Consider the following 24,909-nt stretch of genomic DNA (forward strand, 5'->3'; position numbering starts at 1 on the left):
AGGAATGGACTGCAGACATGGCCGGAAACCCCGATTTTGATCTCTACCAGCTCGCCGACGAGCACAACGAACTGCGCGAGGCCATCCGCTCCCTCTCCGAGAAGGAGATCGCGCCGTATGCCGCCGAGGTCGACGAGCAGGAGCGTTTCCCCGACGAGGCCCTGAAGGCACTCAACGCGTCGGGCTTCAACGCCATCCACATCCCCGACGAGTTCGGCGGACAGGGTGCCGACTCCGTCGCCGCCTGCATCGTCATCGAAGAGGTCGCCCGCGTCTGCGGTTCGTCCTCGTTGATCCCCGCGGTGAACAAGCTCGGCACCATGGGCCTGATCCTCAGCGGCAGCGACGAGCTCAAGCAGAAGGTCCTGCCCGGCATCGCCGAGGGCGACATGGCGTCGTACGGCCTGTCCGAGCGCGAAGCCGGATCCGACGCGGCGAGCATGAAGACCCGCGCGAAGGCCGACGGCGACGACTGGATCCTCAACGGCACCAAGGCGTGGATCACCAACGCCGGAAAGTCCTCCTGGTACACGGTCATGGCCGTGACCGATCCGGAGAAGAAGGCCAACGGCATCTCCGCGTTCATGGTTCACCAGGACGACGAGGGATTCTCGGTCGGCGAGAAGGAGCGCAAGCTCGGCATCAAGGGCAGCCCCACCCGTGAGCTGTACTTCGAGAACTGCCGCATCCCCGGAGACCGCATCATCGGCGAGCCCGGCACCGGCTTCAAGACCGCGCTGAAGACCCTCGACCACACGCGTCCCACCATCGGTGCGCAGGCCGTCGGCATCGCTCAGGGCGCGCTCGACGCGTCGATCGCGTACACCAAGGATCGCAAGCAGTTCGGCAAGGCGATCAGCACGTTCCAGGGCGTCGAGTTCATGCTCGCCGACATGGCGATGCAGATCGAGGCCGCGCGCCTCATGGTCTACAGCGCGGCGGCTCGCGCCGAGCGCGGCGAGCCGAACCTCGGCTTCATCACCGCGGCCTCCAAGTGCTTCGCGTCCGACGTGGCCATGAAGGTCACCACCGACGCGGTGCAACTCTTCGGCGGCGCGGGCTACACCCGTGACTTCCCGGTCGAGCGGATGATGCGCGACGCGAAGATCACGCAGATCTACGAGGGCACGAACCAGATTCAGCGCGTCGTGATGTCGCGGGCGCTGCTGCGCTGATCTGCGCGGCGCCCCGCGCCCGCCCCACCCGGCCGGAGTCAGGGGCACCCTCGATCCGTCTCGCGACATCAGGGTGCCCCTGACTCACGGTCGACAGTGCACCCATCCGAGTGAGGGGCACCCTCGATCCGTCTCGCGACGTCAGGGTGCCCCTCACTCGTCGTTGGGGGACTCCCGCTCCGGCAACGGCGCTCCCGACGCCCGGAGCCGGTCGAGCTCACGCCGATCGCGCTTCGTCGGTCGCCCGGCGCCCCGGTCGCGCACCGGCACGGCGGCGAACAGTTCCTTCGGTGGCGGGGGTGGGCTCCGGTCGATGTAGCACTCGGCGGCCACCGGCGCCCCGACCCGCTTGTTCACAAGCTTGGTGACCTCGACGATCTTGTCGAACCCGCCGGACCGCACGCGCACCTCGTCGCCCACCACCACGTGTTGGGCGGCCTTGGCCCCGGAGCCGTTTATCTTCACGTGTCCGCCCCGGCAGGCGGCGGCAGCGGCGGAGCGGGTCTTGAACAACCGCACCGACCAGGCCCACGCGTCGACCCGGGTCACGGCTCCACCGACTTCACGGCTCCACCGATTTCACAGCTCCACCAGTTCCACGTCCCGGACCTCGCCGTCCACCACCGTCGTCGTCATGTACGTGCAGTGCGGCTGCCGCCGACGGTCGGTCGGCGATCCCGGATTCAGGAGCCGCATTCCCCTGTCGGACACCGTGTCCCACGGGATGTGACTGTGCCCGAACACCAGGAGATCGACGTCCGGGTACTGCGCGTCCATCCGCTTCTCCCGGCCGACCTTGCCGCCGGTCTCGTGCACCACGGCGACGCGCACGCCCTCGACCGTGCGCCGCGCGACCTCGGGCAACCGCTCTCGCAGCTCCGGTCCGTCGTTGTTTCCCCAGCAGGCCACCAGGTCTCGGGACCGCTCCTGCAGCCGGTCCAGCAACGACGGATCCATCCAGTCGCCGGCGTGGACGACGAGGTCTGCGGAATCCACCGCCGCCCACACCGCGTCGGGAAGGTCCCGAGCGCGGGTGGGGACGTGCGTGTCGGCGAGCAGGAGAACTCTCACGTCAGTCCCTCGGCCCACCTGCGACGTAGACGACCTGACCGGAGACGAATCCGGCGCCCTCGCTGCAGAAGAACGACGCCGTGTGCGCGATGTCCTCGGGCTGACCGATGCGGTTGACGGGGATCTGCGAGGCGGCACCCTTCTTGAAGTCCTCGAAGGGAACGCCGACGCGCTCGGCCGTGGCCGCCGTCATCTCGGTCTCGATGAAGCCGGGGGCGATCGCGTTCACGGTGACGTTGTAGCGACCCAGTTCGATGGCCAGCGTCTTGGTGAAGCCCTGCATACCGGCCTTCGCCGCGGCGTAGTTCGCCTGGCCGCGGTTGCCCAGCGCCGAGGTGCTGGACAGGTTGACGATGCGTCCCCACTTCGCCTCGACCATGTGCTTCTGGCATTCGCGGGACATGAGGAACGCGCCCCGAAGGTGGACCCCGAGGACGGCATCCCAGTCGGAGACGGACATCTTGAACAGGAGGTTGTCTCGCAGGATGCCCGCGTTGTTCACCAGGGCGGTCGGGGGGCCGAAATCCGTCGCGATGCGCTCGATCGCCGAGGTCACCGACGCCTCGTCGGACACGTCCGCACCGATGCCGATGGCCTGGCCTCCGGCCGCGGTGATCGCGTCGACCGTTCCGGCACACGCCGCCTCGTCGAGGTCGACGACGGCGACGCCGAATCCGTCGGCCGCGAGGCGCTTGGCCACGGCCGCACCGATTCCGCGCGCACTTCCGGTGACGATTGCTGTCCTGACCTGATCGCTCACGATTACTCTCTTCCTCGTTGGATCCACGAACACGTGGTGGCGTTGTTCACTGCAGCTGCCCGACCCACACACCCCGTCGGTCTCACACTTTGTATCAAGCGGGCCCGACGCCTCGAGACCGAGAGGACGTCCCGCCATGCCGACACGACTCAATCCCTACCTGTCGTTCCGCGACACCGCCAGAGAATCGATGGAGTTCTACCGATCGGTGTTCGGCGGAGATCTCTCGGTCTCCACGTTCGGCGAGTCCGGGATGGGCACCGCCGACGAGGCCGACCTGGTCATGCACTCGCAGCTCGAGGCACCGGGCGACCTCCTCCTCATGGGGGCCGACACTCCGTCGTCGATGGGGGTCCAGGCCAACGGGACCGTCTCGCTCAGCGGCGACGACTCCGGCGAACTGCGCCGGTACTGGGACCTCTTGTCCGCCGGAGCCACCGTCGTCGTTCCACTCGACAAGGCACCGTGGGGAGACTGGTTCGGCATGCTCACCGACCGCTACGGCGTCGGTTGGATGGTGAACATGGCCGACGCCTCGGACGGCACCTGAGCCCCGGCCGCCCGAACCGACCGGCTCAGTACATGCGCACGGCGCGATCCACCGCCACCTGGAGTCGTTCGGCCACCACGCGCGCGTAGGCCATGGGCTTGTCGGGCAGTTCGCCCTCGTACACGTCGAGGTAGACGCTGGCCCCGCGGTACTTTCCCGGCGGCGGTCCGTAGTTCAGGCCCATCAGCACCAGCCGCGGCTCGATGCCCTTCGCTCGGGCCCGCTTCGCGATGTGCCCGATGCCGCTGCCCACGTGTTGGAGCGTGCGGGGGTCGCCCTCGTTGCAGGTTCCCTCGGGGAAGATCGCGATGTCGTCGCCGCCCGCCACTCGGTCGGCGCACACGTCCATCATCCGCATGCCGGCTTCGCTGACCGCGCGAAGTCCGTGGTTCTTTCCGCGGAACACCGGAATGCCGCCCATCATCTCGATGCGCCGGCGTTGCTTGGCGTCGGCGAAGAGTTCGTCCTTGGCCAGAACCCGGGTACGGCCGATGACCGGTCGCAGCGCGCTGTTCCAGGCGGCGGCGGCCACCGTGTACGGATCGGTCTGGCTGACGTGGTTGACCGCGATGAGCAACCGGGTGTCGTCGTAGATCAGCTCGCGCAGCTTCTCGCGGGCCCCCTCGGCGTAGCGCACGCGCGGGCGGAACCGTGTGGCGAGGACGCTGTACGCCAACCGCGCGACCCGCCGATTCTGCTGGTGCTGCTGGTAGTAGGCGTAGACGTCGTCGTAGTTCTCGAGCGTGACCGCGGGGCGTTCCATGAGGGAATGGTAAGCGGGGGTACCTACCTCCAACTTTGTTCTGACAAATGGCGCGCACCGTGTATGGTCTGAATCACAACAGCTTGTCGATCGGACGGAACGAGGCACAGTGGACGAGACCCGTACACCGCACCGCGTCGTCGTCGTCGGTTCGGGTTTCGGTGGCCTCTTCGCCGCCAAGGCCCTCCGCCGCGCGGACGTGGACGTCACCCTGGTGGCGAGGACCGCGCACCACCTGTTCCAGCCGCTGCTCTACCAGGTGGCGACCGGCATCCTGTCCGAGGGCGAGATCGCCCCGTCGACCCGGCTGATCCTCAAGGACCAGGCCAACGCGGCCGTCGTCCTCGGTGACGTGACCGACGTCGATCTCGACGCGAAGAGCCTGGTGTCCGTGCACCGCGGCCGCACCACCGTGACGCCGTACGACAGCCTGATCGTCGCCGCCGGCGCCGGCCAGTCCTACTTCGGCAACGATCGTTTCGCCGAGTTCGCCCCCGGCATGAAGACCCTGGACGACGCGCTCGAGCTGCGCGGTCGCATCATGAGCGCATTCGATGCGGCCGAGCTGACCACCGACCCGGTGGAGCGGGCCCGGCTCCTCACCTTCGTCGTGGTCGGCGCGGGACCCACCGGCGTCGAGATGGCGGGCCAGATCGCCGAGCTGTCCCGACGCACCCTGGCCGGCACCTTCCGCACGATCGACAGCCGCGACGCGCGCGTCGTGCTGCTCGATGCGGCCCCGAAGGTGTTGCCGCCCTTCGCCGATTCTCTCGGAGAGAACGCACGACGCACGCTCGAGCGCCTCGGGGTCGACGTGCAGCTGGGCGCGTCCGTCATCGACGTCGACGCCCACGGCCTTTCGGTGAAGGACTCCGACGGCACCGAGCGGCGCATCGAGGCGTCGTGCAAGGTGTGGTCCGCGGGTGTGGCCGCCAGCCCGCTCGCCGCTCTGCTCGCCGAGAAGTCCGGAGCCGAGATCGACCGCGCCGGAAGGGTTCTGGTCCAGCCTGACCTGACGCTGCCGGGGCACCCCGAGGTGTTCGTCGTCGGCGACATGATGGCCCTCGACACACTTCCCGGAGTAGCGCAGGTCGCGATCCAGGGCGGCCGATACGCCGCGAAGCAGATCCGGGCCGAACTCTCCGACCCGGCCCGTACCCGAAAGCCGTTCCACTACAAGGACAAGGGCAGCATGGCGACGGTCTCGCGGTTCTCCGCCGTCGCACAGGTGGGTCCGGTCGAGCTCACCGGTTTTCTCGCCTGGCTCATGTGGCTGGCCGTGCACCTCGTCTACATCGTGGGGTTCAAGTCCCGCCTGACGACGGTGCTCTCCTGGATGTGGACCTTCGTCGGTCGGTCCCGCAGCCAGTTGACGGTCACGCACCAGCAGACCCACGCCCGCACCACCTTCGGCAAACTCGTGGTCCTCGAAGACGCGCGACGCGAGCGCGAGAACCGGGCGGACGACGAGCGAGTCCGCGCGAGCTGATCGCCGGCGCCCGGTGACCGTGCGATCGCTGCTCGCGGCGTCCCATCCGGGTCCCGCCGCGGCGGTCACCACCTTCGCGACCGCGCTCGCCGTCCGTTTCTCGGACCCCGTGGAGGCGCCGACGGTGGTGCTCGTCGCCGTCGCGGTGCTCAGCGGTCAGCTGGTGGTGGGGTGGACGAACGATCTTCTCGACCGCCATCGCGATCGCGCCTCGGGACGCACCGACAAGCCCCTCGCGACCGGCGCACTCTCCCCGTCGCTGGTGCGACGAAGCGTCGGGGTCGCCGGGACAGTCTGTGTGATCGCCTCGATGCTGTGCGGGCTGCTGCCGGGGACCCTGCACCTCGTGCTGGGCGTGGGGTTCGCGCTCGCCTACAACCTGGTCCTCAAGTCGACCGTCCTGTCGTGGCTGCCCTACTCGGTGGCGTTCGGCACGCTGCCGGTGGTGGTGCAGCTGACGGTGTCAGGCGCGCTGCCGCCGCCGTGGATGGTGCTGGTCGGCGCGCTGCTCGGCTTCGGGGCGCATCTGGTCAACGTTCTTCCCGACATGGCCGACGACGCCGCCACGGGTATTCGGGGGCTCGCACATCGGCTGCCGGCATCCGTCATCGCGCCCACGGCCGCAGGCGCGATGACCGTCGCGTCCGTCGTGGGGGTCGTCCGCGGACGGGGCGTGGACGCGATCTCGCTGGTCGCTCTGGCCATGGTGTTCGCGCTGGCGGCGGCCGCGGTGGTCGGACGAGGGCGCACGCCGTTCCGCGCCGCCATCGGCATCGCCGCGATCAACATTCTGGTGCTGTTGACCTCGGCGTGACCCGCGTCCGGGCGCCGTCGGTCAGGACGAGCCGAGCGCCTCGAGGTCGTCCGAGTCGCGGAACACCAGGCAGCCGTTGTCGAGAGCGACGCCCCAGCGGTGGGCGAGCCCCCAGTCCCGGCCGATCTCCGACGAGTCGAGCTCGCTCGCGAAGTCCTCGACGATGGAACCGGACTCCCAGACCATGTCGTCCGGCGCGGCCGACCGGTCCAGCGAGTGCTTGGTGCGCACCCGGGCGCCCACCTCGAGTGCGGCCGCGCCCGCCTTCGGTTCCGCGGAACTTCCCACCGTCGAACCGGTGGATGTCGCGTCTGTTGTCGTCACTGCAGCCTCCTGGCAAATCCCCTGGTGCTCTGTTCCCCGCGCGGGGCTGTTCCACACATCAGGCCCTCAGCCACATGTGCTGTGATGAATCATGACTGTTTCCTTCACCACGCGTGTACCCGAGGGTCCGATTCGCGGCGGGGTCGTCGTCGTCCAGGAGGCGTTCGGCGTCACGAACCACATCGCCGAGGTCTGTGGCCGTTTCTCCTCGGCCGGCTGGATCGCGACCGCTCCGCACCTCTTCCACCGGTCCGGCGACCCGGTCGTCGACTACGACGATCTCCCGACCGCCATGAAACTCATCGGTGAACTGAAGGCCGAGGAGGTCGATCAGGACATCGACGCGGCTTTCGAAGAACTCGGCGGCTACGGCTTCGGTCCGTCGCAGAGCGCGATCGTGGGGTTCTGCATGGGCGGCACGGTCGCCTTCCAGACGGCGGTGCGCCGACCGGTCGGCGCCGCGGCGACGTTCTACGGCGGCGGGATCGCCGAGGGCCGGTTCGGATACCCACCCCTGCTCGAGGGTGCGCGGAACCTTCGCACCCCGTGGCACGGATTCTTCGGCGACCTCGACGAGGGAATCCCGACGGATCAGGTCGACTCGCTCCTCGCCGCGGTGCAGCAGGCCGAGGTCGACACGCGGATCGCGCGCTACCCGGACGGTGACCACGGCTTCCACTGCAACGACAGGCCGGCCGTCTACAACGAACGGGCTGCGTTCGACGCCTGGTCACGGACCCTCGAGTGGTTCGATCTGCACGTGGACGCCGTGGGCGGCGCGAGCGCGACGCGTCCGGTCTGACGCGGGGAACAACGGCGTCTCCGCGACGGTTGTGCCCGACAGGTAGTTGATACGTCAACTACCCGATACCTCGACCACCAGGCCCCAGGAGTCCTCGATGCCCGCTGTGACCGTCGACAACGTTCTCGCCCTCCCCCGGATCGCCGCGCCCGACGCGTCCGCGATCGACCGTCCGATCCGATCCGTCACCACCGCACCCACCGGCTATGAGGGCGAGGGGTTTCCCGTGCGACGCGCCTTCGCCGGGGTGGACATGGCCCACCTGGATCCGTTCATCCACATGGACCAGATGGGCGAGGTCGACTACGCGCCCGGCGAGCCCAAGGGCACGTCGTGGCATCCGCACCGTGGGTTCGAGACCGTCACCTACATGATCGACGGCATCATGGACCACCAGGACTCGCACGGCGGCGGTGGTTCCATCACCGGCGGCGACACCCAGTGGATGACGGCCGGTAGCGGCATCCTGCACATCGAGGCCCCTCCCGAGCACCTCGTGGTCTCGGGTGGGCTGTTCCACGGTGTGCAGCTGTGGGTCAACCTGCCGCGCGACAACAAGATGGCCGCCCCGCGCTACCAGGACATCACCGGTGGCGAGGTGGCGCTGCTCTCGAGCACCGACGGGGGCGCCCTGGTGCGCATCATCGCCGGCGAGATGGCCGGTCACGCCGGCCCCGGCTCGACGCACACCCCCATCACGCTCTCGCACGTGACCGTGGCCCCGGGCGCGTCGGTGACGCTGCCGTGGAATCCGCGATACAACGCGATCGCGTACGTCCTCGCCGGTCGCGGCACCGCAGGAGCCGAGCGTCGGCCGGTGACGATGGGGCAGACCACCGTCTACGGCAAGGGTGACACCGTCACCTTCGCCGCGGCCGACTCCGGCAGGCCGCTCGAGATGTTCGTCCTCGGCGGCGAGCCCATCCGCGAACCGCTCGCCATGGCCGGTCCGTTCGTCATGAACACCAAGGCCGAGGTCATGCAGGCATTCGAGGACTACCAGCGGGGCCGGTTCGGCCGCATCTGACCCCCTGGCCGCACTACCGCAGGCGCAGGCCGGTCTCGGCGTCGAAGAAGAACACTTCGTCCGAGGCCGGCCGCACCCGCAGTCGCTGACCACTCTCGACCACGGTGCGGCGATCGACCCTCACCACCACTCGACCTCCGCGCGCGGTCCAACCGGCGGTGGGGTTCCCCACCGAGTACACGAACGATTCGGCGCCCAGTTCCTCGGCCAACTCCGCCGTCAGCTCCACCGCGTCGGGCTCGGATTCGCCCACCAGTTCCCAACTCTCGGGCCGGATACCGACCACGATCCGTCCCGTGTGGTCCCGCGGGACACGCAGCCGGAGCCCGTCGAGAACGGCGTGACCGTCCACCACGTCCGTCTCGAGGAGGTTCATCGCCGGTGAGCCCACGAACGACGCGACGAAATCGTTGATCGGATTCGCGTACAGCTCACGGGGAGTCGCGACCTGCTGCAGCTCGCCGCCGAGCATCACCGCCACCCGGTCACCCATGGTCATCGCCTCGACCTGGTCGTGGGTGACGTAGACGGTGGTGGTGCCGAGCCGCCGCTGCAGCCCGGCGATCTGCGACCGGGTGCTCACCCGCAACTTCGCATCGAGATTGGACAGCGGTTCGTCCATGCAGAACACCTCGGGTCGGCGCACGATCGCCCGTCCCATCGCCACCCGCTGCCGTTGGCCACCGGAGAGCTTGCCCGGGCGGCGATCCAGAAGTGGTTCGAGTTCGAGCATCGCAGCCGCTTCCTTCACCCGGACCGCGGTGTCCGCCTTGCTCATTCCCGCGTTCCGCAGTGCGAACCCCATGTTGTCGGCCACGGTCATGTTGGGATACAGCGCGTAGTTCTGGAACACCATGGCCACGTCCCGCGCCTTCGGTTCCAGGCCCGTGACGTCCTTCCCCCCGATGGCGATGTGACCGCTCTCCACCGCCTCGAGACCCGCGAGCATGCGCAGACTGGTGGACTTGCCACAGCCGGACGGGCCGACGAGAACCAGGAACTCCCCGTCCGCGATCTCGAGATCGAGCGAGGTCACGGACGGGGTGGGAGCACCCGGATAGCGGTGGGTGATACCGACGAAATCGACGGAGGCCATGAGGTACGCGCGTCCTTACTGGGGCAGGTTCGGGGTGATCTGACGATCGATGATCTGCTGCAACTGGTCCTGCACACCCGCGAACGTGGTGGCCACATCGGCGTTCTGGAGGGCGATCTGCTCCAGGCCGGTTCCGATGATCTGGTCGCCGCCGGGGACGAACACGCGGGCGTAGTCCTGCGACCGGGTCCGCGAGAGCTGGTCCACCGCGGTCCGCGCGTTGGGGTTCGCCTCGAGGAACGCCACCTGGCTCGGATCCGCCTGCGCGGACTTGCGTACCGGCATGTAGCCGACGTTCTGGGAGAAGTACGACGTGTTCTCCGCGTTGGTGACGAAATCGATGAACCGGAGCGCATTGATCTTGCGAGCGTCATCGATGTTCGCCGGAATCGCGAGACCCGCACCACCGGTGGGACATCCGGGCGTCCCGGGCTCGGCCGGGAGGAAGGCCGTTCCGAAGTCGAATCGGGCCGCCGCGGTGATACCCGAGAGATCACCGGTGGAGGCGATGGTCGACGCGAGCAGACCGGCCCCGAAATCGTTGGCGATGTCGTTGGACACCGCCGCGTAGCGCTTGGTGTGAATCATGTCCCGCAGGAAGTTTCCGGCGGTGATGGTGCGTTCGTCGGTGAACTTCAGGTCGAACTCGTCGGAGTACGCTCCGCCGAAGGTCCAGATCGGTCCCTCGTACGTCCACCCCAGGTAGTCGGTGGCGTTACCCCAGCCGTGCGCGAGGCGGCCGTTGCCCACCACGCGTTGCAGCTCGGGACCCCACTCGTCGAACTCCTGCCAGGTGGCCGGGCCGCGGTCGGGGAGTCCGGCGGCGGACCAGTTCTCCCTGTTGTAGTAGAACAGCGGCGTCGACCGGGCGTACGGAAGCGCCCAGGTGGACTCGTTCCAGTTGTAGTCCTGCACGAGGGAATCCACGTAGTCGTTCACGTCGACGCCTGCCTCGGAGAACAGGTCGTCGAGCGGCGAGATCGCTCCCAGCAGTGCGAAGTTGAACCACCAGACGTCCGACAACAACACCACGTCGGGCAGTTCACCGCCCGAGAGGGACGCGTTGAACTTCTGCGCGACCTCCTCGTAGTTCGCACCACTGCTGACCAGTTGAACGGTCAGATCCGGGTTCGCGGCCTGGAAGCGCGAGATGAGCTCGTTCTCCTGATCGCGCGAGCTGCCCGGGTGTGAGGACCAGAAGGTGATGGTGTTCGCGTCCGCGGAAGACTGCGAACCGCCTCCGGAACCGGATCCCGTTCCCGCGCAGGCGGTCAGGGCCGCACCGGCGGCGAGGGCGCCACCGATTCCGAGAAAACCGCGGCGAGAAACCGAGTACATGTGATGCTCCCTTGTCGTTGTCGATGAGGTCGAAGCGGTCGATGGATCGGGGAAACGCTGGGTTCAGCCCTTGACGGCGCCGGAGGTCAAGCCCTTGATCATGTGCCGTTGCAGCACCAGGAAGACGACGAGGATCGGCAGCATCGTCATCACGGTTCCGGCCATGACCGGCCCCCAGTTGGTCACACCGTCGTTGTTCTGCAGCTGCGTCAAACCGACGGGCAGGGGCGCGACCGACGCGTCGTCGGACATGAGGAACGGCCACAGGTACTCGTTCCATTCGTTCACCACGGTGATCGTCGCGAACGCGATCATCGTGGGCCCCGAGAGCGGCAGCACCACGCGGAACAGCAGGCGAAGGTGACCCGCGCCGTCCATGCGCGCCGCTTCGACGATCTCGCGAGGAATGGACAGGAAGTGGTTGCGCATGAGGAAGGTCCCGAACGCCACTCCGGCGAGGGGAAAGATGATGCCCTGGTAGGTGTTGCGCCACCCGAGTTCGGCGATGAGGGCGTAGTTCGAGATCACCGTGATCTGGTTGGGGACCATCAGCGCGGCGATGATGAGCAGGAACACGAGGTTCTTTCCGGGGAACCGCAGGAAGACCAGCCCGTACGCGCTGAACACCCCCAGCGAGAACTTCACGACGGCCAGGATGCCGGTGATGATCACCGAGTTCCGGAAGTAGGAGAAGAACGGGACCGTGTTGGTGGCGTCGACGTAGTTCTCCGGGCGGAACACCTCGGGCCACCAGACGGCCGGCTGCAGATAGATGTCGCCGCGTTCCTTGAACGAGGTCAGGACGATCCAGAACAGCGGCAGACCGATCATCACGATCACCACCGCCATCGCGCAGTAGCCGAACACGGTGGACAGTCGACGGCGCCGTGCGGTCTCCCGCGCGGTCAGGGGTGCCTTGCCGGGTTCGGCGGTGGCGGTCCGGGTCTGCAGCGCGGTCATCGGTTGTCTCCTCGGTCCATCACGCGCACCTGCAGAACCGTGATCACCAGCAGGACCAGGAACATGATGGTGGCGACGGTGGCGCCGTAGCCGGCCCGGAAATTGCGGAACGACTCCTGATAGACCTGGTAGACCATGGTCGTGGTGCCCGTGCCCAACGGCCCACCGCGCGTCATCACGTTGATGATGTCGAACACCTGGAGCGAATTGAGCATGACGGTGATCGACAGGAAGAACGTGGTGGGCCGCAGTTGCGGCAGGGTGACCTTGCGGAACGTGGTCCACCGGCTCGCGCCGTCGATCGCGGCGGCTTCCGTCAGGTCCTGCCGAAGACCCTGCAGCGCAGCGAGATAGATGACGAAGGCGTACCCCAGGTTCTTCCACAGGTACGTGGTGGTGATCATGAACAGGGCCCAGCCGGGGCTCTGATAGAAATCGGGCACGCCGTCGAGCCCGACGCGGCGCACGAGATCCTGGATCAACCCGAAGTTCGGGTCGAAGACGAACTGGAAGGCCACGCCGATCGCCGCGCCCGAGATCACGAACGGCGCGAACACGGCCGATCGGACCAGGTTGCGGCCCCGGAGTTTTCGGTCCAACAGCATCGCCAGGATCAACCCGAGCAGCATGCTGCCGACCACGGCGGCCACGGTGAAGATCACCGTGTTCGACACGATCTGCCACGTGTCGCTCCGACCCCACCACTCGCGGTAGTTCGCGAGACCGATGAACGTCGACGTCGGGGAGCTGATGTTCCACGAGAAGAACGAGATGCGGATGTTGTCCACCAGCGGCCGGTAGGTGAACACACCCAGAAGGATCAGGTTCGGTCCCACGAGAACCGCGAACAGCGCGTAGTCGCGCCACGGTCGGCCGAGGAAGGTGCGCTGCGCCGGTGACGGTTCGGGCAGCGTCCGTTGGGGACTGGGTCTCACCGACGGCACTCTGCCCAGCCCTGGAAGACGGATGGTGAACGATCGGCGACGCGGGCGTAGCGGGTCGGTGTGCAGTCGGGGTTCGGTACACGGGGTTTGCTACACAGGGTTTGCTACACAGGAGGAGCGAACCGAATGTCGAGGGAGGGTGCCGTCGTGTCCGACAGAGCTTCCGAATGGGGAGTGTTCGTCCCCGCCGCCACGGTCGTGGTCGTCGCGTTCATCGGACGATTCGCGTTCGACCTGGATCAGGCGTTCAACCTGCTGTTCGCCGTGGCCGCAGGTATCGGCGTCGTGACCGGGGCCCTGCTGCTCACGGGACGTCGCTGCCGAACGAGCAGGTCGATCACCGCCGCCGTACTGGGCAGCGCCGCCGTCGCCACCGCGGTCTACGTCCTGACCGGCCCCTGACCGGCCGTTCCCACCACCACCGTCGCATCCCGCTCGTCGTCGGTCACGACCCGCGCCACCAGACCCGCGTCGGTCATCACCGACACCGCCGTGTCCGCCTGCGCCGCGGATGTCTCCACGATCAGCGATCCGCCGGGGCGCAGCCACTGCCCCACCTCGGCGGCCACCCGGCGCTGGATGTCCAGGCCGTCACCGCCCCCGTCGAGGGTCACCGGTGGCTCGTGGTCGCGGGCCTCGGGCGGCATGGTCGCCAACGCCGATGTCGGTACGTACGGGGTGTTCGCGGTGATCACGTCCAGCCGCCCTCGCCACCGCGCCGGCACCGCGTCGAACAGATCGCTCTCGAACACGCTGTGCCCCGGCAGGTTCCGCGTCGCGCAGGCCACGGCCACCGGGTCGATGTCCGAAGCCAGGACCGTCAGGCCCGGAATGCGGTGACCGAGGGCGGCCGCGACGGCACCCGATCCGCAACAGAGATCGAGCATCACCGCACCCGGTGTCACCAGGCCGGCGGCCACGTCGACGATCGCCTCGGTGCGCCGACGCGGGACGAATACTCCCGGGGAGATCGCGATGCGCAGCCCGTAGAACTCGGCCCACCCCAGGATCACCTCGAGCGGTTCACCGGCCACCCGGCGAGTGACCCAGCGCCGCAGGCGATCCGGGCCGCCCGCCTCGTCGCACAGCAACGCGGCCTCGTCGCACAGCAGGGCCGCCTCGTCCTCCGCGTAGACGCAGCCCGCCGCTCGGAGTGCCGCGACGACCTCCGGAAACTCCACGGTTACCGCGTCGTCAGCCGTTCGATCGCGTGCATCGGGATCGTCAACCACCCCGGGCGGTTGCGCGCCTCGTACACCGCTTCGTACACCGCCTTGTCCAGCTCGTACGCCTGCAGCAGCGCGGGGTGGTCCCGCGGATCGACACCGGCCACCTCGGCGTACCCTTCCAGGAAGGCCCGGGCGTTGCGCTCGACCCACTGGCGGGCCACCGGTTCCGCCGCCGCCCGCGCGTCGGGATCGGCGATGTCCACGACCTGACTGCGCGCGGCGTAGTCGAAGGACCGCAACATGCCCGCGACGTCGCGCAACGCGCTGTCCGGGGTCCGCCGGTCCTCGAACGACTTCGACGGTTCGCCCTCGAAATCGATCAGCACCCACCCGCTGTCCGTCCGCAGCACCTGCCCCAGGTGCAGATCGCCGTGGATGCGCTGGGCGACGGCATCACCGGAATCCGCAGCGGTACCGATCAACGCCCGAATGCGCTCCAGGTGATCCGCGAGCTCGGGGACCACGGACACCGCGGACTCCACCCGGTCGCCGATCGCGGTCACGGTCTGCGCGGCGGGCGTCGTCGACGTTCCCAGAACGCGGGCGAGATCGGCGTGCACCTCGGCCACGGCCTTGCCGAGCTCTCGGGAATCCGGCGCGAAGTCGGCCGATTCCACGTCGCCCGATGCGAGCACCCGCGTCACCGTCTCCAGCGCCGTGGTCCACCCCTCGGCCGATCCCGCCACGAAGTCCTGCGCCATGGACAGCGTCGTCGGAACGCCGTCGATGTCGATCTCCATCCAGCCCTGCAGGGGTGCGACGTACCGGCAGTCGGCCTCGCCGAGCGCGCGGTGCAGCTCGACGTCGGGATTGATGCCCACCGTCACGCGACGGAAAATTTTGAGCAGCAGCGCATCCCCCAGGATCACGGAGGTGTTGGACTGCTCGGCGCCCAGTACCCGGCCGCGCAGGCCGGTCCGCATGTCGCTGCCCGGAACGGCGAGAAAGCGCACGTCCCCCGAGCCACCGGTCGCGAACAGATCGGCGTACACCGAGATGACCTCCGGGTCGCGCAGACCGTCGTACACCACGACGCCGTCGAAGCCGGGCACCACCCACGCCTCGAGATCGTGCCCGACGCTGTCGCGAATTCCGAGCGGGACCTGGTAGATCTGCTCGGGCGCGCCCTCGAGTCCGACGGACACCAGAACGTGGTCGACACGCAGATCGGGGGACGCGGCGAGCGTCTCGCGGGACAGGACGCGAACACCGGTGATCGCGGTGCCCTTGGCGGAGAACCAGCGCTGCTGCGGCAACCAGGGCTCCAATGCCGCGGCGAGGGCGGCGTCACCGAGAGCACCGTCGGTGACGGACGGGTGGACGGAGGAAGCGTCGGGAGTGTCCATGTCCTGCGTTATACCCCGTACCGCCGTGAGTACGCGTGTCGTGGGCGCCGCTTACCATCGGGTGCATGACTTCCGCAGCACACTCCGGCCTCGACCTCACCTATGTCGACGAGTCGACGCGAGCTCAGGACGATCTCTTCGAACACGTCAACGGCCGCTGGTTGGCGGAATACGACATTCCTGCCGATCGTGCGGTGGACGGCGCGTTCCGCACCCTCTACGACCGTGCGGAGCAGCACGTGCGCGAGATCATCCAGGACGCGGCCGCCTCGAACCCCGAGCCCGGGTCCGACGCCGCCAAGATCGGTGACCTGTACTCGAGCTTCCTCGATTCCGACGCGGCCGACGCCGCGGGCACCGATCCCATCGCGTCCGAGCTCGCGGTCGTCGCCGACGCCCCGGATCGGTCCGCGCTCGCCCGGGTGCTCGGATCGCTGCAGCGCACCGGCGTGGGCGGCGCCGTCGGCCACTACGTGAACACCGACTCCAAGCAGTCGGATCGCTACGTGATGTACTTCGCCCAGTCCGGAATCGGTCTGCCCGACGAGTCCTACTACCGCGAGGACGACCACGCCGAGATCCGCACGAAGTACGTGGCGCACATCGAGAAGATGTTCTCCCTCGCCGGTCTGCCCTTCTCGGCGTCGACGGTCATGGACCTCGAGACCGCCCTCGCCGCCGGACACTGGGACGTGGTGAAGCGCCGCGACGCCGATCTTTCCTACAACCTGACGACTCTCGAGTCGTTGCGCTCGGACAACCCCGACTTCGATTGGGACGCGTGGATCGACGGCCTGGGCTCGTCGGCCGAGGACTTCGCGGAGGTCGTGGTGCGGCAACCGAGCTTCGTCACCGATTTCGCGGCGCTGTGGGCCGAGCGCGACCTCGACGCGTGGAAGGCGTGGGCGTCGTGGCGCATCCTGCACTCCCGCGCCCCGTATCTGTCGTCCGACCTCGTCGACGAGAACTTCGACTTCTACGGCCGCACCCTCACCGGTACGGAGTCCAACCGGGAGCGGTGGAAGCGCGGCGTGTCCCTGGTACAGGATCTCCTCGGCGAGGCCGTCGGAAAGCTGTACGTGGACAAGCACTTCCCGTCCGACTCTCGCGCCCGCATGCAGGAACTCGTGGCCAACCTGGTCGAGGCGTACCGCCGCAACATCACCGACCTCGAGTGGATGAGCCCGGAGACCCGGACGAAGGCGTTGGACAAGCTCGGCAAGTTCACACCCAAGATCGGCTACCCGGACACGTGGCGGGACTACTCCGCACTCACCATCGACGTCGGTGACCTGGTGGGCAACTACCGCCGCGGCTACGAGACCGAGTACCAGCGCGATCTGGACAAGCTCGGTGGGCCGGTGGACCGCGGCGAGTGGTTCATGACCCCGCAGACGGTCAACGCCTATTACAACCCGGGCATGAACGAGATCGTCTTCCCCGCGGCGATCCTCCAGCCCCCGTTCTTCGATCCCGACGCGGACGACGCCGCGAACTACGGCGGTATCGGTGCGGTCATCGGCCACGAGATCGGGCACGGCTTCGACGATCAGGGAGCGAAGTACGACGGCGACGGCAACCTCGTGGACTGGTGGACCGACAGCGACCGCACCGAATTCGGCAAGCGCACCACCGCACTGATCGAGCAGTACGACACCTTCGAGCCCAAGGCGCTGCCCGGCCACCACGTCAACGGCAAGTTCACCATCGGCGAGAACATCGGCGACCTGGGCGGGCTGTCCATCGCGGTGGAGGCCTACCGCATCTCGCTGGAAGGATCCGACGCGCCCGTGCTGGACGGTCTCACCGGCCTGCAGCGGGTGTTCTTCGGCTGGGCCCAGGTCTGGCGCACCAAGGCCCGCGACGCCGAGGCCATCCGGCGGTTGTCCATCGACCCGCACTCCCCGCCCGAGTTCCGCTGCAACGGCGTGGTGCGCAACCTCGACAGCTTCCACGACGCCTTCGACGTCACCGAGTCGGACGCGCTGTACCTCGACCCGGCGGAACGGGTCCGCATCTGGTGATCGGCCGCGCAGACTGTACGATCCACGGCGTCTGACGGTTTCGCTGCATCCGCGTCGGCGATGTGGGCACTATGGGCCGATGACGTCGGTGACAGTCGAGCAGGTCGTGATCCGAATCGCCGGGGACTCCGGGGACGGGATGCAGCTGGCCGGTGATCGCTTCACCGCCGAGGCGGCCGCCTTCGGCAACGATCTCGCGACGCAGCCCAACTTCCCCGCCGAGATCCGGGCCCCAGAAGGCACGCTCCCCGGCGTGTCCAGCTTTCAGATCCAGATCGCGGACCACGACATCCTGACGGCCGGGGACCGCCCGGACGTACTGGTGGCGATGAACCCCGCCGCGCTCAAGGCCAACCTCGACGACCTACCGCGCGGCGGGATCGTCATCGTCAACACCGACGAGTTCACCAAGCGCAATCTCACCAAGGTCGGCTACGAGTCCAACCCGTTCGGGACGCCGGCCCTCGAGAACTTCACGGTGCACGAGATCGCGATGGAGACGTTGACCCTCGGCGCGGTGGCGTCGGTGGGCCTGGGCAAGAAGGACGCCGAGCGCAGCAAGAACATGTTCGCGCTCGGGGTGTTGTCCTGGATGTACGGCCGGCCGCTCGAACCCGTCGAGACGTTCCTGCGCAGCAAGTTCGCGGCGCGCACCGACATCGCCGAGGCGAACGTGCTCGCGCTGCGCGCCGGCTTCAACTACGGCGAGACCACCGAAGCCTTCGCCACCACCTTCGACGTGCCGCGCGCGACGCTGCCCGCGGGCACGTATCGCCAGGTCACGGGGAACACGGCGCTCGCCTACGGACTGGTCGCGGCCGGGCAGGTGTCGGGGCGGACGGTGTTCCTCGGTACCTACCCCATCACCCCGGCGTCGGACATCCTGCACGAGCTGGCCAAGCACAAGAAGTTCGGCGTGATCACCTTCCAGGCCGAGGACGAGATCGCCTCGATCGGCGCGGCCATCGGCGCCTCCTACGGTGGATCGCTGGGCGTCACCAGCACCTCCGGTCCCGGTCTCGCCCTCAAGTCCGAGGCGATCGGACTGGCCGTGATGACGGAGTTGCCGTTGGTGGTGATCGACGTCCAGCGCGGTGGGCCGTCCACCGGACTGCCGACGAAGACGGAGCAGTCCGATCTGCTCCAGGGCATGTTCGGCCGCAACGGCGAATCCCCGGTGGCCGTGCTGGCCCCGTCGTCACCTGCGGACTGCTTCGACGTCGCGATGGACGCCGCACGCATCGCCCTCACCTACCGAACCCCCGTGCTGCTCCTCTCCGACGGTGCGATCGCCAACGGATCCGAACCCTGGCGCATCCCCGACGTCTCCACCCTCGCGCCCATCGATCCGCGATTCGCCGATCCCGCCGATCACCCCGACGGGTACGCGCCCTACGCACGCGATCCAAGGACCCTCGCCCGCGAGTGGGCGATTCCCGGGACCGCGGGACTCGAACACCGCATCGGCGGCCTCGAGAAGGCGAACGGCTCCGGCGACATCTCGTACACGCCGGACAACCACGAGACCATGAGCAGGATCCGCCAGGCGAAGATCGCCGGGATCACCGTTCCCGACCTCGAGGTCGACGATCCGCATCCCGACGCCGAGGTACTGGTGCTGGGATGGGGCTCGTCGTACGGCCCGATCGGCGAGGCCGTGCGGCGGCTCCGGCGCGCCGGAACGCCGATCGACCGCGCCCACCTGCGCCACCTCCATCCGTTGCCCGCCAACGTCGGTGACGTGCTGGCTCGGTATCGACGCGTGATCGTCCCCGAGATGAACCTGGGACAGTTGTCGATGATTCTGGCGGCGAAGTTCGCCGGTGATCTTCCCCCGGGGACCATTCAACCGGTCACCAAGATCGCCGGCCTCGCCTACCTGTCCGACGAACTGCACGATCTCCTGCGGGCCGAGTTCGATGGCACGCTCGGCGATCTGGAGAACGCGAAGACCCCCGCGGCCGCCGCCGCGGCTACGACGACGTCAGCACAGCCGACAGGAGCCCGACGATGACCCGAACCGCCGAGCCGAGCGCCGACCCCCCAGGACCCTCTGCGCTGGAGGGCATTCCGCTCTCGGACGTGACACACAAGGCGAAGGACTTCGCATCCGATCAGGAGGTGCGGTGGTGCCCCGGGTGCGGCGACTACGTCATCCTGGCGACGGTCAAGACCATGCTGCCGTCACTGGGTCTCAAGCGCGAGAATCTGGTGTTCATCTCCGGGATCGGCTGCTCGTCCCGATTTCCCTACTACCTGAACACCTTCGGGGTGCATTCGATTCACGGGCGCGCACCGACGCTGGCCACCGGCCTCGCGATCACCCGACCCGACCTGTCCGTGTGGGTGGTCACGGGCGACGGCGACGCGCTCTCGATCGGCGGCAACCACCTCATCCACGCGGTGCGTCGCAACGTGAGCATGCGAATCCTGATGTTCAACAACCGGATCTACGGCCTGACCAAGGGGCAGTACTCACCGACGTCCGAGGTCGGTAAGGTCACCAAGTCCACACCGATGGGCTCGGTCGACGCGCCGTTCAACACGCTCTCGCTCGTGCTCGGCGCGGAGGGCTCGTTCATCGCGCGCGCCCTGGATTCGGACCGGCCCGTGCTCACGGAGGTGCTGTCCGCAGCGGCGCGTCATCGCGGCGCCGCGTTCGTCGAGATCCTGCAGGACTGCCCCATCTTCAACGACGGGTCGTTCGACGTGTTGCGCAAGGACGACGCCCCCGCGCGCGTGATCCACGTTCGACACGGCGAGCCCATCGTCTTCGGAGCGGACGGTGAATTCTGCGTCGTGCAGCGAGGATTCGGGCTCGCGGTGACCGAGACGGCGGCGGTGGACCCCGCGAACATCGTGGTGCACGATGCGCACACCGACGACCCCGAGTACGTCTACGCGCTCACGCGACTTTCGGACCAGGGGCTCGGCCACGTGGTGACCGGCGTGCTCCGGGCGGTCTCCCGATCCACCTACGACGACGGGGCGCGCGAACAGATCGACGCCGCGCAGAAGGACGGGCCCGGCGATCTGCAGGCCCTGCTCACCGGCTCTACGTCGTGGACGGTCGACTGAGCAGCGCCGTGCACTCCGGCCCGCACGGCACCCCGTGCGGCGCCGGGAGCTCGTCGCCGCGGAACACCGCGGCTCCCGCCGTCGCACCGTCGATGGCGTCCGCCGCGAGCAGCATCGCCCCGGTGGTCCACGTCGTGCGTTCCACCGGCCAACGCTTGCCGTCGGAGAACACCAGGCCGGTCCAGTAGGAACCGTCCGTCTCGCGCAGATGCTGCATGGCCGCGAACTGCTCTCGTGCGTCGTCGATCCGCCCGACGGCGGCGAGCGCCATCACCAGCTCGCACGTCTCCGCACCGGTGACCCACGGGCGGTGATCGACGCATCGGATACCGAGGCCGGGAACCACGAAATCGTCCCAGCGGCTGCGCAATCGAGCGTCCGCCTCGCGCCCGCGCAGGGCTCCGCCCAGAATCGGGTAGTACCAGTCCATGGAGTACTCGTCGTGGTCGGCGAACACCTCGGGATGAACGGTGAGCGCGTGCGCGAGCCGGTCGAGCGCCAACTCCCAGTCGGGCCGATGCACCCCGCGGTGCTCGGCGAGGGCGATCGCACACTGCAGGCTGTGGTGGATGCTGGAGTTACCGGTGACCAGTGAATCGACACCCACCACGGACGGTCCCGCGGCCCACACCACGTCTCCGCGGACCGTCTGGAAGCGCAGCACGAAGTCGATCGCACGCTCCACGGTCGGCCACATCGTCTCCGCGAACGCCTCGTCCCCGGTGACCCGGACGAAGTGCCACGCTCCGACCGCGACGTAGGCACAGAAGTTGGTGTCGGAGTTCGCATCCTCGATCACCTCGCCCTGCCACCGCAGCGGCCAGGATCCGTCGTCGCGCTGGGTGCGGCGCGAGAACTCGAACGCCGTCCGCGCCTCGTCGTCGAGGCCCGCGACGGTCAGGCCCATCGCCGATTCCAGGTGGTCCCACGGGTCGGTGTGCCCGTCCTCCGACCAGGGAATGGCGCCCGACGAATGCTGCAGCCGAGCAATCGATTCCCCGCTGGCGCGCGCTGCCTCCGGCGTGAGAACGCCGGGAACGTGCGGAAGCGCCCGCGGGGTCACGGGGCGGGGGTGGTCGGCTTGGTGAAGTACAGGACGACGGATTTGCCGATCAGCGGATCGAGCACGCGCTCGGCCGTACGGGTGACCGTGGGAGCTTTCATCATGTCCCACACCAGCATCGAGTGGTAGCCGCGCACCAGTCGGTTGTCCTCGTTGTTCACCCCGACCGCGCACTTGAGCCACCAGAACGGGGCGTGCAGCGCGTGCGCGTGATGCCGATGCGTGGGAGTCAGGCCCGCTCGTTCGAGCTTGCCCGTGAGCTCGGAGGCGCGGTAGATCCGGACGTGCCCACCGATGTTCGCGTGGTATTCGTCCGACAGGGCCCAGCAGATCCGCTCGGGCAGCCAGCGCGGGACACTGACCGCCACCGTGCCGCCCGGCTTGACCACCCGCACCAGTTCCGCGATCGCAGCCTCGTCGTCCGGGATGTGCTCGAGCATCTCGGAGACCACGACCGCGTCGAAGTGCCCGTCGCCGTAGGGAAGAGCCAACGCATCGCCGACGACGGCTTCCGCGGTGGCATCGGCGGGCACCTCGCCCTCGGCGGCGAGTGCGCCGAACATCTCCTCGACGCCGGCCAGTTCGTCCGCATCCTGATCGAACGCGACGACGTGTGCGCCGCGTCGGTACAGCTCGTACGAATGGCGGCCCGCGCCGCAGCCGATGTCGATCACGCGGTCGCCGGGGCGAACCCCGAGACGATCGAAGTCCATGGTCAGCATCAGCGTTCTCTTTCCGTGCGGTTCTCGGTGTTCGGGGTGGCGGTGGCCTTCTCGACGGCGGCTGCGTAGAGGTGGTCGGTGGTGGCGGCGACGGCGGCCCAGCTGTACCGACCGACGGCGCGGCGACGCCCGTTCTCACCCAACCGAACCCGCCGTTCGGGGTCGTCGAGCAAGGCACCGAGCGCGACGGCCAGGGCCTCGCTGTCGCCCGGTGGAACCAGCTCGGCGCACAGTCCGTCCGGACCGACGACCTCGGGGATCGCGCCCGTGCGGCTCACCACCAGTGGAGTCGCGCACGCCATGGCCTCGACCGTGGGCAGCGAGAATCCCTCGTACAGCGACGGCACGCACGCGACCTGCGCCGAGCCGAGGAGCGCGGCGAGCTCGGCGTCCTCCAGACCGGACGATGCGGTGACCACGTCGTTCAGCGCGAGTTCGTCGATGAGGCGTTGCGTCGGGCCCGCCGGATCGAAGCGCGAGACCAGCTGCAGGTCGACGTCGCGTTCGGTGCGGAGCTTCGCGACGGCTTCGAGCAGATGACGGATCCCCTTCAACGCCACGTCGGCGCTGGCGATGGCCACGATGCGACCGGACACCCTGGGCGCGTCGGGTGGGGTGAAGACCGCGGTGTCGACTCCGAGCGGTGCGACGGAGATCGCGTCGGCCCGCACGCCGAAGGCCTCCTGGATGTCGGCGGACGACGAGGACGAGACGGTGAGGACGAACGGAACGCGTCGGGCGACGAACTTCTGCATCCGGACGAATCCGTACCACCGCCGCACCGTCACCCTGCGCCACCACGCGGCGGCGTCGAGGTCGAGGCGTCGGTCGCGCGTGATGGGGTGATGGATGGTCGTCACGAGCGGGAATCCGGCGCGCATCAGGGTGAGAAGCCCCAGGCCCAGGGACTGATTGTCGTGCAGCACATCGAAATCCGCACGACGGTGCTTCAGCATTCGAGCGACTCGCAGTGTGAACGTCAGCGGCTCGGGGAAGCCCGCGGTCCACATGGTGCCCACCTCGAGCACGTCGATCCAGTCCCGGATCTCGCGGGGTCGCGGCGTCCGGAAGGGGTCCGGTTCGCGATAGAGATCGAGACTGGGCACCTCGGTGAGCCGCACCCGCGGATCCAGCGTCGGGTAGGGCTGACCGGAGAACACCTCGACGTCGTGGCCCCGCTCGACGAGAGCTCTGCTCAGCCGCTCGACGTAGACGCCCTGACCGCCGACATGCGGCTTGCTCCGATACGACAACAGTGCGATCCGCACCCGACCCCCAGATCCTTCGACGACACGCGTTCCGCGAGTCGTCGGGAAGTCTAGAGCTGCCAGTCACCCAGTCCGTCGCGCCCGTTCAGAATGCCGCCAGCGGTGTTCTGCACGATGACCGGGTCACCCTTCTGCACGGTCTCGAAGAACCACTTGCCGTCCTCGGTGCTCACGTTCAGGCACCCGTGGCTGACGTTCTCCACGCCCTGGCTGCCGACGGACCACGGGGCGGCGTGCACGAAGATGCCGCTGTTGGACATGCGCGTCGCGTACTCGACGTAGGTGCGGTATCCCTCCGGGGCGTCGACCGGAACGCCGTAGGTGGAGGAGTCCATGTACATGTCGCGGAAGCGTTCGCCCACGATGTAGGTGCCGTTCGGCGTCTCGTGGCCCGGCTTGCCCATCGACGTCGGCATCGTCCGGATCACCTCGCCGTTGCGGGTGACGGTGATGGTCTTGGTGGCGTCGTCGGCGGTGCTGACGATGGCGTCACCGACGGTGAAGGACGAGGTCAGATCGCCCGCCGTGACGGTCACCGACGTGTTGGCCGGCCAGAACACGTCCGGACGCCACCGCACCTGACTGTCGGAGAACCAGTGGAACCGTCCGGGCACGTCGCCCACGGAGGTGGTCACGTCGATCGCGTTCTCGGCGACGGCGCGGTCACCGATGGGGGCGTCGAAACGCACGATGATCGGCTGCGCGACACCCACGACCTCGCCGGCCGAGGGGTTCAGCGACGGCGTCGAGAAGTTGGCGACCGGGGCGGGTGGGGCCGGCGGTGCGACGGGAGCGGGCGGGGTGATGCCCGGGACGGTGATGTCCGGAACGATGATGCCGGGGACGGTGATGTCCGGAACGGTGATGCCGGGGACGGTGATGTCCGGGCCGCCCGGCCACAGGGGTGCCGCGGTGGCGGGCACCGTCGTGATCGCGGCGGTTGCCGAGGCGATCAGGGCGACGGCGGCGATGCGCCCGAGTCGTCCTGCCGAAGTCGTGCGAAGAGCACCCATACGAACGAACCGATCTGGTCGAGGAGTTGCGTCGAAGTATCGATACGCACCAC

The 24,909-nt window shown here is 68.2% G+C and carries 25 protein-coding genes; 10 read left to right on the forward strand and 15 right to left on the reverse strand.

The window, feature by feature from the left end:
- Positions 1–17: 17 nt before the first annotated feature.
- Positions 18–1,175 (forward strand): acyl-CoA dehydrogenase, encoded by a 1,158-nt coding sequence (locus tag ACY466_RS19260; protein ID WP_463248018.1) that lies wholly within the window; start codon positions 18–20, stop codon positions 1,173–1,175.
- Between the two features lie 153 nt (positions 1,176–1,328).
- On the opposite strand, the gene ACY466_RS19265 is transcribed toward ACY466_RS19260, so the two are convergent.
- The 3 genes from ACY466_RS19265 to ACY466_RS19275 are packed head-to-tail and all read right to left on the reverse strand — an operon-like array spanning position 1,329 to position 3,006.
- Positions 1,329–1,724, reverse strand: coding sequence for an RNA-binding S4 domain-containing protein (locus ACY466_RS19265; RefSeq protein WP_463248021.1), 396 nt, complete (start codon positions 1,722–1,724; stop codon positions 1,329–1,331).
- A gap of 30 nt (positions 1,725–1,754) precedes the next feature.
- Positions 1,755–2,246, reverse strand: a complete 492-nt coding sequence (locus ACY466_RS19270; RefSeq protein WP_463248023.1) for a metallophosphoesterase family protein — start codon at positions 2,244–2,246, stop codon at positions 1,755–1,757.
- A 1-nt stretch (position 2,247) separates the two neighbouring features.
- The gene (locus ACY466_RS19275) at positions 2,248–3,006 is read right to left on the reverse strand and encodes an SDR family oxidoreductase (protein WP_463248026.1); all 759 of its coding nucleotides are present in this window, start codon (positions 3,004–3,006) and stop codon (positions 2,248–2,250) included.
- 136 nt (positions 3,007–3,142) lie between these two features.
- Between ACY466_RS19275 and ACY466_RS19280 the strand changes: the two genes are divergently transcribed.
- Positions 3,143–3,556, forward strand: a complete 414-nt coding sequence (locus ACY466_RS19280) for a VOC family protein (RefSeq protein ID WP_463248030.1) — start codon at positions 3,143–3,145, stop codon at positions 3,554–3,556.
- A 25-nt stretch (positions 3,557–3,581) separates the two neighbouring features.
- On the opposite strand, the gene ACY466_RS19285 is transcribed toward ACY466_RS19280, so the two are convergent.
- Positions 3,582–4,319 (reverse strand): lysophospholipid acyltransferase family protein, encoded by a 738-nt coding sequence (locus ACY466_RS19285; protein ID WP_463248034.1) that lies wholly within the window; start codon positions 4,317–4,319, stop codon positions 3,582–3,584.
- Between the two features lie 109 nt (positions 4,320–4,428).
- On the opposite strand from ACY466_RS19285, the gene ACY466_RS19290 reads away from it, so the two are divergent.
- Together ACY466_RS19290 and ACY466_RS19295 are read left to right on the forward strand one after the other, a co-directional pair.
- On the forward strand, positions 4,429–5,808 hold the full coding sequence (locus ACY466_RS19290) for an NAD(P)/FAD-dependent oxidoreductase (RefSeq protein WP_463248038.1): 1,380 nt from the start codon (positions 4,429–4,431) through the stop codon (positions 5,806–5,808).
- 13 nt (positions 5,809–5,821) lie between these two features.
- Positions 5,822–6,622 carry a UbiA family prenyltransferase gene (locus ACY466_RS19295; RefSeq protein WP_463248042.1) on the forward strand — a complete coding sequence of 267 codons (801 nt, stop codon included), beginning with the start codon at positions 5,822–5,824 and terminating at the stop codon, positions 6,620–6,622.
- 21 nt (positions 6,623–6,643) lie between these two features.
- Here ACY466_RS19295 and ACY466_RS19300 read toward each other — a convergent pair whose 3' ends face one another.
- Positions 6,644–6,946 carry a hypothetical protein gene (locus ACY466_RS19300; protein ID WP_463248045.1) on the reverse strand — a complete coding sequence of 101 codons (303 nt, stop codon included), beginning with the start codon at positions 6,944–6,946 and terminating at the stop codon, positions 6,644–6,646.
- 91 nt (positions 6,947–7,037) lie between these two features.
- Here ACY466_RS19300 and ACY466_RS19305 point away from each other — a divergent pair, with 91 nt between their 5' ends.
- Together ACY466_RS19305 and ACY466_RS19310 are read left to right on the forward strand one after the other, a co-directional pair.
- Positions 7,038–7,748 (forward strand): dienelactone hydrolase family protein, encoded by a 711-nt coding sequence (locus ACY466_RS19305; protein ID WP_463248047.1) that lies wholly within the window; start codon positions 7,038–7,040, stop codon positions 7,746–7,748.
- Between the two features lie 97 nt (positions 7,749–7,845).
- Positions 7,846–8,775, forward strand: coding sequence for a pirin family protein (locus tag ACY466_RS19310; protein ID WP_463248049.1), 930 nt, complete (start codon positions 7,846–7,848; stop codon positions 8,773–8,775).
- A 13-nt stretch (positions 8,776–8,788) separates the two neighbouring features.
- On the opposite strand, the gene ACY466_RS19315 is transcribed toward ACY466_RS19310, so the two are convergent.
- The 4 genes from ACY466_RS19315 to ACY466_RS19330 all read right to left on the reverse strand — a co-directional run bounded on the left by ACY466_RS19315 (position 8,789) and on the right by ACY466_RS19330 (position 13,104).
- Positions 8,789–9,871 (reverse strand): ABC transporter ATP-binding protein, encoded by a 1,083-nt coding sequence (locus ACY466_RS19315; protein ID WP_463248053.1) that lies wholly within the window; start codon positions 9,869–9,871, stop codon positions 8,789–8,791.
- Positions 9,872–9,886: 15 nt separating this feature from the next.
- Positions 9,887–11,209 (reverse strand): ABC transporter substrate-binding protein, encoded by a 1,323-nt coding sequence (locus tag ACY466_RS19320; protein WP_463248057.1) that lies wholly within the window; start codon positions 11,207–11,209, stop codon positions 9,887–9,889.
- Between the two features lie 63 nt (positions 11,210–11,272).
- Positions 11,273–12,169: a carbohydrate ABC transporter permease gene (locus ACY466_RS19325; protein WP_463248060.1), complete on the reverse strand. Its 897-nt coding sequence runs from the start codon at positions 12,167–12,169 to the stop codon at positions 11,273–11,275.
- On the reverse strand, positions 12,166–13,104 hold the full coding sequence (locus ACY466_RS19330) for a carbohydrate ABC transporter permease (RefSeq protein WP_463248062.1): 939 nt from the start codon (positions 13,102–13,104) through the stop codon (positions 12,166–12,168). Before ACY466_RS19330 ends, ACY466_RS19325 begins: the two co-directional genes overlap by 4 nt.
- 156 nt (positions 13,105–13,260) lie before the next feature.
- On the opposite strand from ACY466_RS19330, the gene ACY466_RS19335 reads away from it, so the two are divergent.
- Entirely contained in the window at positions 13,261–13,515 is a 255-nt protein-coding gene (locus ACY466_RS19335) for a hypothetical protein (protein WP_463248065.1), read from the forward strand.
- On the opposite strand, the gene ACY466_RS19340 is transcribed toward ACY466_RS19335, so the two are convergent.
- Positions 13,494–14,294 (reverse strand): putative protein N(5)-glutamine methyltransferase, encoded by an 801-nt coding sequence (locus ACY466_RS19340; RefSeq protein ID WP_463248068.1) that lies wholly within the window; start codon positions 14,292–14,294, stop codon positions 13,494–13,496. The two genes, ACY466_RS19335 and ACY466_RS19340, sit on opposite strands and share 22 nt — an antisense overlap.
- A gap of 2 nt (positions 14,295–14,296) precedes the next feature.
- Positions 14,297–15,688 carry a maltokinase N-terminal cap-like domain-containing protein gene (locus ACY466_RS19345; protein WP_463248071.1) on the reverse strand — a complete coding sequence of 464 codons (1,392 nt, stop codon included), beginning with the start codon at positions 15,686–15,688 and terminating at the stop codon, positions 14,297–14,299.
- Positions 15,689–15,753: 65 nt separating this feature from the next.
- Here ACY466_RS19345 and ACY466_RS19350 point away from each other — a divergent pair, with 65 nt between their 5' ends.
- The 3 genes from ACY466_RS19350 (at position 15,754) to ACY466_RS19360 (ending at position 20,790) form a co-directional block, all read left to right on the forward strand.
- Positions 15,754–17,712, forward strand: a complete 1,959-nt coding sequence (locus ACY466_RS19350) for a M13 family metallopeptidase (RefSeq protein ID WP_463248074.1) — start codon at positions 15,754–15,756, stop codon at positions 17,710–17,712.
- Between the two features lie 79 nt (positions 17,713–17,791).
- Positions 17,792–19,726: a 2-oxoacid:acceptor oxidoreductase subunit alpha gene (locus tag ACY466_RS19355; protein WP_463248077.1), complete on the forward strand. Its 1,935-nt coding sequence runs from the start codon at positions 17,792–17,794 to the stop codon at positions 19,724–19,726.
- On the forward strand, positions 19,723–20,790 hold the full coding sequence (locus ACY466_RS19360; RefSeq protein ID WP_463248080.1) for a 2-oxoacid:ferredoxin oxidoreductase subunit beta: 1,068 nt from the start codon (positions 19,723–19,725) through the stop codon (positions 20,788–20,790). The genes ACY466_RS19355 and ACY466_RS19360 overlap by 4 nt, the downstream gene beginning before the upstream one ends.
- Here ACY466_RS19360 and ACY466_RS19365 read toward each other — a convergent pair.
- The 4 genes from ACY466_RS19365 to ACY466_RS19380 are packed head-to-tail and all read right to left on the reverse strand — an operon-like array spanning position 20,768 to position 24,856.
- Positions 20,768–21,853, reverse strand: coding sequence for a prenyltransferase/squalene oxidase repeat-containing protein (locus tag ACY466_RS19365; protein WP_463248083.1), 1,086 nt, complete (start codon positions 21,851–21,853; stop codon positions 20,768–20,770). The two genes, ACY466_RS19360 and ACY466_RS19365, sit on opposite strands and share 23 nt — an antisense overlap.
- Positions 21,850–22,575 carry a class I SAM-dependent methyltransferase gene (locus ACY466_RS19370; protein ID WP_463248085.1) on the reverse strand — a complete coding sequence of 242 codons (726 nt, stop codon included), beginning with the start codon at positions 22,573–22,575 and terminating at the stop codon, positions 21,850–21,852. The genes ACY466_RS19365 and ACY466_RS19370 overlap by 4 nt, the downstream gene beginning before the upstream one ends.
- Complete coding sequence (locus tag ACY466_RS19375; protein ID WP_463248087.1) at positions 22,575–23,843, reverse strand: glycosyltransferase family 4 protein; 1,269 nt, start codon at positions 23,841–23,843, stop codon at positions 22,575–22,577. The genes ACY466_RS19370 and ACY466_RS19375 overlap by 1 nt, the downstream gene beginning before the upstream one ends.
- Before the next feature lie 50 nt (positions 23,844–23,893).
- On the reverse strand, positions 23,894–24,856 hold the full coding sequence (locus tag ACY466_RS19380; RefSeq protein ID WP_463248091.1) for a L,D-transpeptidase: 963 nt from the start codon (positions 24,854–24,856) through the stop codon (positions 23,894–23,896).
- Positions 24,857–24,909: the final 53 nt, after the last annotated feature.

The organism is Rhodococcus sp. K11/5 (assembly GCF_055193735.1).